Genomic DNA, 13,381 nt, shown 5'->3' on the forward strand with positions numbered 1-13,381 from the left:
CGACCTCGCCCGCGCGCCGGGCGGAGCCCGCTCCCTGCCGGGAGCGGGCCTTCTCTTGTACGCTTTTACCGACACGCTGTCGGCAAAGTTACCGACACGAGGTCGGGAAAGACATTGACTTAGGTTAGCCTTACCTTAGAGGATGTGGCTCATGGACTCCTTCTCGTCCCTCATCCGCACCGCGTCGCACGCACAGCACGCGGAGGCGGAGAACTCGGCGTTCATGAGCGATCTGCTGGGCGGCCGGCTCGGCGTGGACGCGTACGCCCGCTACACCGAGCAGCTCTGGTTCGTGTACGAGGCGCTGGAGAGCGCGGCCGAGCACCTGACGGCCGACGCGGTGGCCGGTCCGTTCGTCCGGCCGGAACTGCTGCGGCTGCCCGCGCTGGAGCGGGACCTGGCCCATCTGCGCGGCCCCGGCTGGCGGGCGGGCCTGAGCGCCCTGCCGGCGACGCGGGCGTACGCGGACCGGGTGCGCGAGTGCGCGGAGCGCTGGCCCGGCGGTTACGTCGCCCACCACTACACGCGCTACCTGGGCGACCTGTCGGGCGGTCAGATCATCCGCGACCGGGCGGAGAAGACCTGGGGGTTCGCCAGGAAGGGCGACGGCGTCCGCTTCTACGTCTTCGAGGAGATCGCCAACCCGGCGGCGTTCAAGCGCGGTTACCGGGAGCTGCTGGACGCGATAGGGGTGGACGACCTGGAGCGGCAGCGGGTCGTGGGCGAGTGCAGGCGGGCGTTCGCACTGAACACCGCCGTCTTCCGGGCGCTGGGCGAGGAGTTCACGCTGTCCGCGTGAGCCGCCGCCCGGCCGGGAGCGACCGGGCCCCCCTCGGCGCGAAGGGCGCGCGCAAGGGGGCCGGGGCCGGGTCAGCGCAGGTAGTCGCTGCAGTGGGCGCCGCTCCAGGCGATGTGGTTGGTGGCGGAGGTGAGTTCGCCGGCGTACGGGCTGCAGACGGCGTCGTCGTCTTCCCGGGTGTCGAGACCGGCGGCGCCGGCCGCCGTCGCGCCGGTGGCGGCAAGGGCGGCGGCGAGGACGGTCGCGGCCAGCACAGAACGGATGCGCATGGTGCTCCTCTCGGGGAGGCTATGTGGTCATGCCCAGAGGTCCCCGTTCGACACGGCCCGCACACGCGGGTCCACCCGAACGGAGCCTCGCACGATCACCCGGGCGCCGGTGCCGGTCAGCGCTCCAGGTGGACGCGGCCGCCGACCTCGGTCCAGCCGTGCGGCTGGGGGGCGGTGAGGATCTGCGAGCCCCTGCCCTGGGTGATGTTCAGCGCCCGGCCGAGCCGGTCGGTGAGCAGCAGGGCGGCGGCGCCGGTCGCCTCGTCCTCGTCGACGCCGTCGCCCCGGCCGGGGAAGGCGCGGGCGCGGACCCGGCCGGCCGCCTCGTCCTCCCAGGCCCAGGCGTAGAGCCACTCCCCCGGCGGCGGCACGTCGAGCGCGTCGACCTCGGCGGCGCTCGCGTACTGGCGCAGGGTGCGCGGCGGGACCCACTCGGCGCGGGCCTCGATCCAGCTGAACTCGCCGTCGAGACGGACTCCGACGACTCCCGCGGGGGTGACCAGTTCGGGCACGTCGAGCAGCCAGGCGGTGCCGACGCAGGGGTGACCGGCGAAGGGCAGGCGCAGCGTGGGGGTGTAGATGTCGATCACCCCGCGCTCCGGGTCGTCCACGAAGACGGTCTCGCTGAAGCCGAGCTTGGCGGCCAGTTCCTGCCGGTCGCCCCGCTCGGGCAGTACCGAGCCGTCACGGACGACGCCCAGCTCGTTGCCGTAGCCGCCGTTCGGTCCGCAGAAGACGCGGAGCACGTCGTAGTCAGTCACCGGTGCATTCAAACATCGCGGCACGCGCGGGCGCCCGGGGATCCCCGGCGCGCGGACGACCCCCTTGACCGTCCCTTTACCCCCCTGTGGCGTCGGCTTTGAGCCGTCGCGATCAAGCCGTGTCTGTGATTTTTCCGTGAGAGCTGAATCACCACCCCGAGGGGTAGTGGTGAGGTAAGCCTCATGTAAGTTAGGGCAGCCTCACCGAATCAGATCCGCTTGGAGCCTGCATGCGAGCCGTCCGACTGACCGTCACCGCCGCCGTCACCACGGCCGCTCTGACCGCCCTCTCGGCCTGCACCGCCAAGAGCGACGCCAAGGACGGCGACGCCATCCAGGTCACCGCGGCGGACACCACGTGCGAGACCTCCAGCAAGACCGTGCCGGCCGGGCACGTCACGCTGAAGATAGAGAACAAGGGGTCCAGGGCCACCGAGGTCGAGATCGTCTTCCCCGACGACCGGATCGTCTCCGAGAAGGAGAACATCGGCCCCGGCACCAAGTACACGCTGACCGCCGAGGTGAAGGCCGGTTCGTACGAGATCGCCTGCCGTCCCGGCATGAAGGGCCACGGCGTCCGGCAGAAGCTGACCGTGACCGGCTCCGGCAAGACCGCCAAGCGCGACCCCAAGCTCGACCAGGCCGTCGCCGGCTACCGCCAGTACGCCCAGGACCAGGCCGACCGCACGGTGCCGCTCGCCGAGAAGTTCGCCGAGGCGATCAAGGCCGGCGACCTGGACGCCGCCAAGAAGGCCTACGCCCCCTCGCGTCTGGGCTGGGAGCGCACCGAGCCGGTCGCCGAGTCCTTCGGTGACATCGACCCGAAGACCGACACCCGCGCCGACGGCCTGGAGAAGGGCCAGAAGTGGACCGGCTGGCACCGGCTGGAGAAGGCCCTCTGGCAGGACGAGAAGATCGGCGCCGAGGAGAAGACCCTCGCCGGCCAGCTGGTGACCGACCTCGAGGACTGGCGGAAGCGGGTCGGCAAGGCCGAGATCACCCCGACCTCCATGGCCAACGGCGCCAAGGAGCTGCTGGACGAGGTCGCCACCGGCAAGGTCACCGGCGAGGAGGACCGCTACTCGCACACCGACCTGGTCGACTTCAAGGGCAACGTCGAGGGCGCGCAGAAGGCCTACGAGCTGCTGAAGCCCGTCGTCGCCAAGAACGACCCGGCGCTGACCGGCGAGCTGGACAAGCAGTTCACGGCGCTGAACGGCCTGCTGGACAAGTACCGCTCGGACAAGACCTCGTACGACTTCGTCTCCTACGACAAGGTCACCGAGGCCCAGCGCAAGGAGCTGCACGACTCGGTGAACGCACTCGCCGAGCCGCTGTCCAAGCTCGCCGCGGCGGTCGTGAAGTAACCGGGCCAGGGAGGGCGAAACGATGACGGAGACCCAGGGCGGCAGCCCTTCGCGCCGGGCACTGCTCGGCTGGGGCGGCCGGGCTCGCGCTCGGCGCCGCCGTGGCCGGCGGCGCGGTCGCGATGGCCGAGGCCGGCAACGACATGGACCCTGCGGCGGCCGAGGCCGGCGGCGCGGTGGAGTTCCACGGCGCCCACCAGGCGGGCATCGCCACCCCCGTCCAGGACCGGCTGCACTTCGCCGTGTTCGACGTGAAGACCGACGACCGCGACGCCTTCGTCCAGCTGCTGAAGGACTGGACGGCGGCGGCCCGGCGGATGACCGCGGGCAAGGCGGTCGGCGACGGCGCCTACGGCGGGCTCGCCGAGGCGCCCCCGGACGACACCGGCGAGGCCCTGGGCCTCAAGCCCAGCCGGCTGACCCTCACGATCGGCTTCGGGCCCTCCTTCTTCGAGAAGTTCGGCCTGCACGACCGGCGCCCCGAGGCCCTGGTGGACCTGCCGCAGTTCCCCGGCGACAACCTGGACAGGACCCGTACCGGCGGCGACCTGTGCGTCCAGGCCTGCGCCGACGACCCGCAGGTCGCCGTGCACGCGATCCGCAACCTCGCCCGCATCGGCTTCGGCAAGGTCGCCGTCCGCTGGTCGCAGCTGGGCTTCGGCAAGACCTCCTCGACCACCCCGGACGCGCAGACCCCGCGCAACCTGATGGGCTTCAAGGACGGCACCCGCAACATCGCGGGCACCGAGACCGACCGGCTGAAGAAGTTCGTGTGGGTCGGCGACGGCGACGGCACGGACTGGATGACCGGCGGGTCGTACCTGGTCGCCCGCCGCATCCGGATGAACATCGAGACCTGGGACCGCACCTCGCTGCAGGAGCAGGAGGACGTCTTCGGGCGGGACAAGCGCGAGGGCGCCGCCGTCGGCAAGGCCAAGGAGCACGACGCGCCGTTCCTGAAGGCGATGAAGCCGGACGCGCACGTGCGGCTCGCCCACCCCGACTCCAACGACGGGATCACGATCCTGCGCCGCGGCTACTCCTTCACCGACGGCACCGACGGCCTCGGCCGGCTCGACGCGGGCCTGTTCTTCCTCGCCTACCAGCGCGACGTGCGCAAGGGCTTCATCCCCCTGCAGCGCAGGCTCTCGGCGCAGGACGCGCTCAACGAGTACATCCAGCACGTGGGTTCGGCGGTCTTCGCGGTTCCCCCCGGCGTCCGGGACTCCGGCGACTGGTGGGGCCGCACGCTGTTCTCGAAGGAGGCGTAGCCCGTGTTCTCCAACTACCTGATCGGTCTGCGCGAGGGGCTGGAGGCCTCGCTCGTCGTCTGCATCCTGATCGCCTATCTGGTCAAGACCGGCCGCAAGGACGCCCTGCGGCCGATCTGGATCGGCATCGGCATCGCGATCGCCATCGCGATGGGCTTCGGCTGCGCCCTCGAATTCGGCTCGCAGGAACTGACGTTCCAGGCGCAGGAGGCACTCGGCGGCTCGCTGTCCGTCATCGCCGTCGGCCTGGTGACCTGGATGGTGTTCTGGATGCGGCGCACCGCCCGGCACCTGAGGTCGGAGCTGCACGGCAAGCTGGACGCGGCCCTCGCCATGGGCACGGGCGCGCTGGTGGCCACCGCGTTCCTCGCCGTCGGCCGGGAGGGCCTGGAGACCGCCCTGTTCGTGTGGGCGTCGGTGCACGCGGCCTCCGACGGCACCCCGCGCCCGCTGGTCGGCGTGGCCCTCGGCCTCGCCACGGCGGTACTCCTGGGCTGGCTGTTCTACCGGGGCGCCCTGAAGATCAACCTGGCCAGGTTCTTCACCTGGACCGGCGCCATGCTGGTCGTGGTCGCCGCGGGCGTGCTGGCGTACGGCTTCCACGACCTCCAGGAGGCCGGCTGGATCCCGGGCATCAACAAGCTGGCCTTCGACATCAGCGGCACGATCCCGCCGGACAGCTGGTACGGCACGCTGCTCAAGGGTGTCCTCAACTTCCAGCCCGACCCGACGGTCGTCCAGGTCACGGTGTGGCTGCTGTACCTGGTCCCGACGCTCGCGATCTTCTTCGCCCCGGTAGGGTTCGCCTCCGGGAAGGGGAAGGTTAAGGAGCCCGATGACCAGGGAACGCAGCCGTCGACGGCTTCGCAGGCGTAGCCGGAACGCACTCATAGCGGCCTCGCTGACCGCTTTGTCGCTGACGGCGAGTGGGTGTGTCGTCGTCCACGGGGAGCGGGTGAGACTTCCCGCCGCCACGCGCGCCGAGGCCGCCAAGGCGCTCGCCGCCTTCACCGACGCCTACAACAAGGCGGACAAGGCCTACGACAGCTCCCTGGACGCGCCCTATGTCACCGGCCCGCTGGCCGACATCGACGCCGCGCGGCTGAAGGCGGGCCACGCCAACAGCCCTTCGGGCAACGCGAACCACACGCCGCTGAAGCTGACCGACGCGAAGTTCACGATCCCGCGGAAGGCCGGCTGGCCCCGCTGGTTCGTCGCCGACGCCCGCGGCAACAAGGGCGGCGACTTCCGCTGGCTGCTGGTGTTCACCCGGGACGGCCTCGACGAGCGCTGGCGGGCGGCGTACCTGACGCTGGCCGCGCCCGGTTCGGTGCCGGAGTTCGCCACGGACGGGGACGGCTGGGCCGAGGCCGTGCCGGCCGACTCCGCGCGGCCGGCCGTCCCGCCGCAGGAGCTGAGCCGGTCGTACACGGCGTACCTGCAGAACGGCGGGAAGGGTTTCGCGGACGGCCGCAACACCAGCGGACTGCGCGCGGACCGCCGGAAGGCGGCCAAGAGGCCCGGTCTGGTACGGCAGTTCATCGACGAACCGCTCACCCACGGCGAGTACGCGCCGCTCGCGCTGCGCACCGCGGACGGCGGGGCGCTGGTGTTCTTCAGCACCCACCACTACGAGAAGCAGACCGCCGCCGCGGGGACCTCGGTGCCGGCCCCCAACAAGGACGTACGGGCCCTGACCAAGGGCGAGGTCAAGCAGTCCCTGACGCTGGAGTCCATCGCCAACCAGGTCGCCGTGGACCCGCTCGGCAGCGCTCCGGTGCGGGTGCTGGGACGGGTGCAGGGGCTCACGGCCGCCGAGGGCGAGTGAGCCGCCGGCCGTGCCTCAGTGGCGCAGCGGCCAGGCCGAGCCCGGCTGGTCGGCGGTCGCGCCGGCGTACCGGGCGCAGGCGTCGGTGAGCACCTCCAGCAGGCTCAGCGGGTCGGGCAGCGCGTGCTCGGGACCGCGCACCCAGCGCACCTCCCGGTCGTCACCGGGCAGCCGCGCGGGCGGTACGAGGACGTAGGAGCCGCGGCAGTGCCAGCGCAGCCCGGGGTGCTCGTCCATGGTCTCCGGGTGGCAGTCCAGCTCACAGGGCCACCACTCGTCCTCGTCCTCGGGGGTGCCGCGGGTGTGGGTGAAGAACAGCATGCGGCCGTCGTCGCTCTCGGCGACCGGGCCGACCTCGACACCGGCGCCGAGCAGCCGCTCCAGGGCCTCGCGGCCGGCCTCCAGGGGGACGTCCAGGACGTCGTGCACCATGCCGGTGGCGGTGATGAAGTTGGCCTGCGGCTGGTGCCGGGCCCAGCGCTCGATCTGGCCGCGGTCGGTCGTGGACTGGGTCTGCCAGGCGAACGACACCGGGTGCCGGGCCGGGGTGGGGCAGCCCACGCGGTCGCAGGAGCAGCGGTAGCCGGGTGCGGGGTGCGCGGCGGGCGCCAGGGGCAGTCCCGCCGCCGCGGCGGCGAGCAGCAGGGGCTCACGGCCGCCGTCGCCGGTGGCGTCCTCCTTCGGGCGCCGGCCGAGCAGCCACTGGGAGAGTCTGCCCTGCCGGCCGGGCCGGCCGCCGAACGTCGCGCTCATCTATCCCCTCGGTCTCGTCGTCGCCTCGCTGGTGTGCGGACAGCATGCCTCATGGTCCCACCTTTGGGTGCTTCGGGGGGTGGGTGGGCGGATAAGGGGGATGCGGGCGAGACGTGCCTCACAGGGGCCGTGCGGGGGTCAGCGCGGTGCGATGCCGTGCAGGGCGTACTCGACCAGGGTGTCCGTGTAGGCGTGGGTGATGGGCCCGGTGCGCTGCAGCCAGCGCTGCGCGAGGGGCGAGACGAACAGCTCCAGGGCGATCCGCGGATCGACGTCGGCCCGTACCTGGCCCACGTCCCGGGCGGAGCGCAGCCGGGCGACGTACAGCTGGAGCTGGGGTTCGAGGAGCCGGGCCACGTACTCGCGGCCGAGCTGGTCGTTGACGAGCCCCTCGGCGGCCAGCGCACGCGCCGGGGTCTCGAAGCGGGGGTCGAGGAGCTCGTCCACCGTGGCCCGCAGCACCGCCTTGAGGTCGGCGGCGAGGTCACCGGTGTCCGGGACGGCGTCGGTGTCCTGGCCCGCCGCCTGCGCCGCCTGCTCCCCGAGGTCCAGGAACGCCTCCAGCAGCACGTCCGCCTTGGAGGCCCACCAGCGGTAGATGGTCTGTTTGCCGACGCCGGCCCGGGCGGCGATGCCCTCGACGGTGGTCCTGGGGTAGCCGACCTCGCCGACCAGGGCGAGGGCGGCGGCGTAGATCGCCCGGCGGGACTTCTCGCTGCGGCGGGTGGCGTCGGGGGCGGGCTTCTTGACCATGGGGTCGAAAGTAACAAGGAGCCGGGAGGGTCTACGACGCGGAACCGGCGGGCGGCCAGGCGTCGCCCCACTCGGCGTCCCGGGCGGCCTTGTACAGGTCTCCGTGGCGTTTGGTGACCGTGGCCCGGCGCAGCTGTTCCTCGGCCTCGCACAGGTCGAGCAGCACCTGGCCCTTGCGGATCTGCGGGCGCCTGACCACCCGGGCGGGGGCCGGTTCGGCGGGCAGCCGGGTCGCGGCGACGTAGGAGAACTTCTCGTCCTCGTAGGCCAGCGAGCCGCCCTTGACCTGGCGGTGCAGGGAGGAACGGCCGACCCGGGCGGAGAAGTGGCACCAGTCCCGGCCGGGCTCGATCGGGCAGGCCGCGCTGTGCGGGCAGGGTGCGGCGATCCGGAACCCGGCCTCGATCAGCCGGTCGCGGGCCTCGATCACGCGGGCGTACCCGGCGGGGGTGCCCGCCTCGACGATCACGACGGACTGCGCGGCGCCGGCGGCGGCGTCGACGAGTGCGGTGCGGTCGGCGGCGGACAGCTCGTTGAGGACGTAGGACACGGTGACCAGGTCGGCGGGGTCCAGGGTGAGGCCGGCGCCGATGCGGGCGCGCTGCCAGCGGGCGTTCCGAAGGGCCGGGTTGGCGGCGGCGATCTGCCGGCCGAGGGCGAGCGCGGGCTCGGCCCAGTCCAGCACGGTGACGTCGCGCCCGCCGGGCCAGGTGGCGGTGACGGCCCAGGTGGCGGCGCCGGTGCCGCCGCCGACGTCGAGGTGGCTTCCGGGCGCCGCGCCGGGCACCGCGTCCGCGAACGCGGCCAGCGCCGAGCGCACCGCCTCGAAGGTGGCGGGCATCCGGTAGGCGGCGTACGCGGCCACGTCGGCGCGGTCGCGCAGGATCGGCGCGTCGGTGGGGGTGTCGCCGCGGTAGTTGGCGATCAGCCGGTCCACGGCGGCGGCCACCTCCTTGGACGGCAGGCCGTCCAGCAGCTCGGCCAGTGCGGTGCGGAGGGGGTCGTTCACCCGGCGATTCTAGGTCCTGCCCGGGGCCGCGTTCCCCGGCCCCGGACTTCCGCACGCCCCGCTGCGGACGCACGGGGCACCGGGTTCACGGGCCGGTCGCGCCGCACGGCGGCTTGGCGATCACCGCCCTCGCCAACCGGGTGGCCAGCGCCGCCCGCGGCCCGCTGTCCGCGGGCCGGCGTCTGGGGTGGACGGTGTTGGCCAGCAGCACCAGGAACGTGTCGGTCTCCGGGTCGAGGACCAGCGAGGTTCCGGTGAAGCCGGTGTGGCCGGCCGCGCCCCGGCCCGCGAGCTCGCCCATGAACCACGGCTGGTCCACGGCGAAGCCCAGCCCCGGCGGGGTGAGGAGCAGCTCCACGAAGTCGGGGCCGAGGATGCGGGCGGGGCCGTAGGAGCCGCCCGCGAGCAGGGCCCGGCAGAACACGGCCAGGTCGCCGGCGGTGGAGAACAGCCCGGCGTGCCCGGCGACCCCGCCGAGCGCCCAGGCGTTCTCGTCGTGGACGACACCCCGCAGCATGCCCCGGTCGGCCTTGGCCCACGGGGTGCGCTGGTCCTCGGTGGCCGCCGCGCCCGGGCAGGGCCCGAAGGTGGTGGCGGTCATGCCGAGGGGCCGGGTGATGCCGTCCTGGATCAGCACGTCCAGGGCGCGGCCGGTGATGCGCTCCAGGACGAACTGGAGCAGGAGCATGTTCAGGTCGGAGTAGAGGTAGGTGCCGGGTTCGGCGGACGGCGCCTCCGCGCGCAGCATGTCCAGCCTGGCCCCGTCGTCCGCGCCGTCGTACAGCGGGAGTTCGGGACACAGCCCGGAGGTGTGGGTGAGCAGCTGCCGGACGGTGATGCCGTGGACGGCGGCGGCCCGGAAGTCGGGCAGGTAGTCGCCGACCCGGGCGTCCATGCCGAGCGTGCCGCGCTCGATCTGCTGCACGGCGGCGACGGACGTGAAGAGCTTGGTGACGGAGGCCAGGTCGAAGGGCGTGCCGACGGTGACGGGGACCCGGGCGGCGGTCGGCAGTTCGACGCCGGTGTCGGTCTCGGGGTCGTAGGCGGAGTAGCGGACCGCCCAGCCCGCGGCCTCCGCCACGGCGATCACGGGGCCGCGCCCGGCCAGCACGACGGCGCCGGCCGCCCAGGGGCGCGCGCCGGCGGTGAGGGCGTGCGCCTCGCCGACCAGGTGCCCGAGTTCCACGGGATCGAGCCCGGCCCGTTCCGCTGTGCCGGCGCGCAGTCTCGGTGCGCTCAGTTCTCGTCTCCCTCCGACCCCGCACGTGTGTTCCCACGCGTGCCCCAGGGACGGCACATTCCCACGAAGCAGGCCGCCGCGACCAGTGCTCCCGAGAGCTGGACCACCGCCATGGGTACGGCGGTGTGCTCACCGGCGACGCCGACGAGCGGGGAGGCGACCGCGCCGACGAGGAAGGAGGAGGTGCCGAGCAGCGCGGAGGCGGAGCCGGCGGCGTGCCGGGTGCGCAGCAGGGCGAGGGACTGGGCGTTGGGCAGGGTGATGCCCATCGCGGACATGAGGACGAAGAGCGCGGTGGCCACGGGGACCAGGCCGGCCCGCCCGAAGACGCCGGCGGACATCAGCAGCAGGGCGGTCGCGGCCAGCACGATCACCGTGAGGCCGACGGCGAGCACCTTGTCCAGGCTGACCCGGCCGACCAGCACCTTGCCGTTGATCTGCCCGGCGATCACCAGGCCGACCGAGTTGAGGCCGAACAGCAGGCTGAAGGTCTGCGGGGAGGCGCCGTAGATCTCCTGGATCACGAACGGGGAGGCGCTTATGTAGGCGAACAGGGCGGCGAAGGCGAAGCCGCCGGCGAGCATGTAGCCGGTGAAGGGCAGGTCGGCGAGCAGGGTGCGCATGGCGCGCAGGGCCTCCCCCACTCCCCCGCTGTGGCGTTCGCCGGGCGGCAGCGTCTCCGGCAGCCGCAGCCGGACCAGCACCGCGAGCAGGACGCCGACCACGGTGAGGACGACGAACACGCCCCGCCAGTCCGTCACCCGCAGGATCTGGCCGCCGATCAGCGGGGCCACGATCGGCGCGGCCCCGGAGATCAGCATCAGGGTGGAGAAGAAGCGCGCCATGGCGGCGCCGTCGTGGAGATCGCGTACGACGGCCCGTGCTATGACGATGCCGGCCGCGCCGGCGAGGCCCTGGGCCAGCCGGAACGCGACCAGCGCCTCGACGTTCGGGGCGAGGGCGCACAGCGCGGTGGCGAGGACGTAGACGACGAGGCCGGTGAGCAGGGGGCGGCGGCGGCCCCAGCGGTCGCTCATCGGGCCGACGACGAGCTGCCCGAGCGCCATGCCGGCCAGGCAGGCGGTGAGGGTGAGCTGGACGGTGGCGGCGGGCGCGTGCAGGGAGCGGGTGACCTCCGGCAGCGCCGGGAGGTACATGTCCATCGCGAGCGGGGGTGTCGCGGTGAGTCCGCCGAGGACCAGGGTGACGAGCAGGCCGGTGCGGCGGGTGGCGGCGGCCCGGGACGCGGGGGTGGGCGGGTGCTCCGTCTCCGGCGTGGGTGCCGCCGTGTGCTCGGGCATCTGCCCCTCCCTCTCCGAGGTGTCCGGAACGACCGGCACCTATGCTCTCAGCTCGCACACACTGACGAGGCACACATGAGTGAGGGCGGGGCCATGGTGGAGCGGAGCGTGCGCTGGGGGATCCTGGCGACGGGCGGGATCGCGGCGGCGTTCGCGGCGGACCTGGTGGACCTGCCGGACGCGGAGATCGTGGCGGTGGCCTCGCGCAGCCGGGAGTCGGCGGAGGCGTTCGCCGACCGGTTCGGGGTCGACCGGGCGTACGGCGACTGGGCGTCCCTGGCCGCGGACGGGGACGTCGACGTGGTGTACGTCGCCACCCCGCACGTGGCGCACCGGGCGGCGGCCGGGCTCTGCCTGGAGGCCGGGCGGAACGTGCTGTGCGAGAAGCCGTTCACGCTGAACCTGCGCGAGGCGGAGGAACTGGCCGCGCTGGCGCGGGAGCACGACCGCTTTCTGATGGAGGCGATGTGGATGTACTGCCATCCGCTGGTGCGGCGGCTGAAGGCGCTGGTGGACGACGGGGCGATCGGCGAGGTGCGCACCGTGCAGGCGGACTTCGGGCTGGCGGGGCCCTTCCCTCCGGCCCACCGGCTGCGGGACCTGGCGCTCGGGGGCGGGGCGCTGCTGGATCTCGGCGTGTATCCGGTGTCGTTCGCGCAGTTGCTGCTGGGCGAGCCGGACGCGGTGACGGCGAGCGCGGTGCTGTCGGCGGAGGGCGTCGACCTGCAGACCGGTGCGCTGCTGTCCTGGGAGAGCGGCGCGCTGGCCACGCTGCACTGCTCGATCACCGGCGGTACGGGGGTCACGGCGTCGGTGACCGGTTCCCGGGGCCGGATCGACGTGCCGTCCGGTTTCTTCCACCCCGACCGGTTCGTACTGCACCGGGACGGCCGGGAACCGGAGGAGTTCACCGCCGATCCGGCCGACGGGCCGCGCACCAGCCTGCGGCACGAGGCGAGCGAGGTCATGCGGGCGCTGCGGGCGGGCGAGAAGGAGTCCCCGCTGGTGCCGCTGGAGGGCACGCTGGCCGTGCTGCGGACGCTGGACGCGGTGCGGGAGCGGATCGGGGTGCGCTACCCGGGGGAGGCGATGGCCGCCGTCCGGCCGTGAGCGGGATGCTGGAAGGTCGGTGGGCTCTCGGTGGGCTCTGCGAGCTCGGTGGGCTCGGTGGGCTCGGTGAGCTCGGTGAGCTCGGCGAGTCCCTCTTGGTCCATCCGTATGGCGGACGCCTGATTCCGCATGGCGGACTCGGCGCCTACGCTGCGGTGCCATGACTGACAGGCAATCGAAGATCGCGGTGGTGACCGGCGCCGGTTCGGGCATCGGGCGGGCCGTCGCCGTGGAACTGCTGCGCGCCGGCTGGTCGGTGGCCCTGGCCGGCCGGCGCGCCGAGCCGCTGGCGGAGACGGCCGCGTCGGCGCCCGGCGGCGCCTCGCTCGCCGTGCGCACGGACGTGTCCCGGCCCGAGGACGTGGAGGCGCTGTTCACGGCGACCGTGGAGCGGTTCGGGCGGGTGGACCTGCTGTTCAACAACGCGGGGACCTTCGGGCCGGGCGGGGTCCCGGTCGAGGAACTGCCTTACGAGGCCTGGCGGCACGTCGTGGACACCAACCTCAACGGCGCGTTCCTGTGCGCGCAGGCGGCGTACCGGCGGATGAAGGAGCAGGCCCCGCAGGGCGGCCGGATCATCAACAACGGCTCCGTCTCCGCCCACGCGCCGCGCCCCCACTCGGTCGCCTACACCGCGACCAAGCACGCGCTGACCGGTCTGACCAAGTCGCTGTCGCTGGACGGGCGGCCGTACGGCATCGCGGTCGGCCAGATCGACATCGGCAACGCGGCCACCGACATGACGGCCCGGATGCGGACCGGCGCGCTCCAGGCGAACGGGGAGACGACACCCGAACCCGTGATGGACGTGGCCGACGTGGCGCGCACCGTGCGGCACATGGCGGAGCTGCCGCTGGAGGCGAACGTGCAGTTCGCGACGGTTCTGGCGACGGCGATGCCCTACATCGGGCGGGGCTGAG

General features: G+C 73.2%; 13 protein-coding genes and 1 pseudogene. 7 read left to right on the forward strand and 7 right to left on the reverse strand.

Annotation, left to right across the window (positions count from 1 at the left end; all coding sequences use genetic code 11):
• Nucleotides 1-151: 151 nt before the first annotated feature.
• The gene (locus N8I86_RS12645; RefSeq protein WP_073893366.1) at nt 152-799 is read left to right on the forward strand and encodes a biliverdin-producing heme oxygenase; all 648 of its coding nucleotides are present in this window, start codon (nt 152-154) and stop codon (nt 797-799) included.
• Nucleotides 800-870: 71 nt separating this feature from the next.
• Here the strand turns inward: N8I86_RS12645 and N8I86_RS12650 are convergent, their stop codons facing one another.
• Nucleotides 871-1,068 carry a hypothetical protein gene (locus N8I86_RS12650; protein ID WP_073893369.1) on the reverse strand — a complete coding sequence of 66 codons (198 nt, stop codon included), beginning with the start codon at nt 1,066-1,068 and terminating at the stop codon, nt 871-873.
• Between the two features lie 116 nt (nt 1,069-1,184).
• Complete coding sequence (locus tag N8I86_RS12655; protein WP_263277791.1) at nt 1,185-1,829, reverse strand: PhzF family phenazine biosynthesis protein; 645 nt, start codon at nt 1,827-1,829, stop codon at nt 1,185-1,187.
• A gap of 230 nt (nt 1,830-2,059) precedes the next feature.
• On the opposite strand from N8I86_RS12655, the gene efeO reads away from it, so the two are divergent.
• The 4 genes and pseudogenes from efeO to N8I86_RS12675 all read left to right on the forward strand — a co-directional run bounded on the left by efeO (nt 2,060) and on the right by N8I86_RS12675 (nt 6,295).
• Nucleotides 2,060-3,196, forward strand: coding sequence for an iron uptake system protein EfeO (gene efeO / locus N8I86_RS12660; protein WP_263277792.1), 1,137 nt, complete (start codon nt 2,060-2,062; stop codon nt 3,194-3,196).
• 22 nt (nt 3,197-3,218) lie between these two features.
• A pseudogene (gene efeB / locus N8I86_RS12665) lies at nt 3,219-4,467 on the forward strand (iron uptake transporter deferrochelatase/peroxidase subunit).
• Nucleotides 4,468-4,470: 3 nt separating this feature from the next.
• Nucleotides 4,471-5,343, forward strand: a complete 873-nt coding sequence (gene efeU / locus N8I86_RS12670; RefSeq protein WP_073893381.1) for an iron uptake transporter permease EfeU — start codon at nt 4,471-4,473, stop codon at nt 5,341-5,343.
• The gene (locus tag N8I86_RS12675; RefSeq protein WP_263277793.1) at nt 5,303-6,295 is read left to right on the forward strand and encodes an SCO2278 family lipoprotein; all 993 of its coding nucleotides are present in this window, start codon (nt 5,303-5,305) and stop codon (nt 6,293-6,295) included. The genes efeU and N8I86_RS12675 overlap by 41 nt, the downstream gene beginning before the upstream one ends.
• 15 nt (nt 6,296-6,310) lie before the next feature.
• On the opposite strand, the gene N8I86_RS12680 is transcribed toward N8I86_RS12675, so the two are convergent.
• The 5 genes from N8I86_RS12680 to N8I86_RS12700 all read right to left on the reverse strand — a co-directional run bounded on the left by N8I86_RS12680 (nt 6,311) and on the right by N8I86_RS12700 (nt 11,351).
• Nucleotides 6,311-7,048, reverse strand: coding sequence for a bifunctional DNA primase/polymerase (locus N8I86_RS12680; protein WP_123438071.1), 738 nt, complete (start codon nt 7,046-7,048; stop codon nt 6,311-6,313).
• Nucleotides 7,049-7,186: 138 nt separating this feature from the next.
• Nucleotides 7,187-7,801, reverse strand: coding sequence for a TetR/AcrR family transcriptional regulator (locus N8I86_RS12685; protein WP_263277794.1), 615 nt, complete (start codon nt 7,799-7,801; stop codon nt 7,187-7,189).
• A 31-nt stretch (nt 7,802-7,832) separates the two neighbouring features.
• The gene (locus tag N8I86_RS12690) at nt 7,833-8,810 is read right to left on the reverse strand and encodes a small ribosomal subunit Rsm22 family protein (protein ID WP_263277795.1); all 978 of its coding nucleotides are present in this window, start codon (nt 8,808-8,810) and stop codon (nt 7,833-7,835) included.
• 85 nt (nt 8,811-8,895) lie between these two features.
• Nucleotides 8,896-10,122, reverse strand: coding sequence for a serine hydrolase domain-containing protein (locus N8I86_RS12695; protein ID WP_404830873.1), 1,227 nt, complete (start codon nt 10,120-10,122; stop codon nt 8,896-8,898).
• On the reverse strand, nt 10,047-11,351 hold the full coding sequence (locus N8I86_RS12700; RefSeq protein WP_123438068.1) for a multidrug effflux MFS transporter: 1,305 nt from the start codon (nt 11,349-11,351) through the stop codon (nt 10,047-10,049). Before N8I86_RS12700 ends, N8I86_RS12695 begins: the two co-directional genes overlap by 76 nt.
• Nucleotides 11,352-11,444: 93 nt before the next feature.
• On the opposite strand from N8I86_RS12700, the gene N8I86_RS12705 reads away from it, so the two are divergent.
• The gene (locus N8I86_RS12705) at nt 11,445-12,461 is read left to right on the forward strand and encodes a Gfo/Idh/MocA family protein (RefSeq protein ID WP_198960407.1); all 1,017 of its coding nucleotides are present in this window, start codon (nt 11,445-11,447) and stop codon (nt 12,459-12,461) included.
• A 160-nt stretch (nt 12,462-12,621) separates the two neighbouring features.
• Nucleotides 12,622-13,380 (forward strand): SDR family oxidoreductase, encoded by a 759-nt coding sequence (locus tag N8I86_RS12710; protein WP_123438067.1) that lies wholly within the window; start codon nt 12,622-12,624, stop codon nt 13,378-13,380.
• Nucleotide 13,381 lies beyond the last annotated feature (1 nt).

Source organism: Streptomyces albidicamelliae (assembly GCF_025642175.1).
GTDB classification, from domain to species: domain Bacteria; phylum Actinomycetota; class Actinomycetes; order Streptomycetales; family Streptomycetaceae; genus Streptomyces; species Streptomyces albidocamelliae.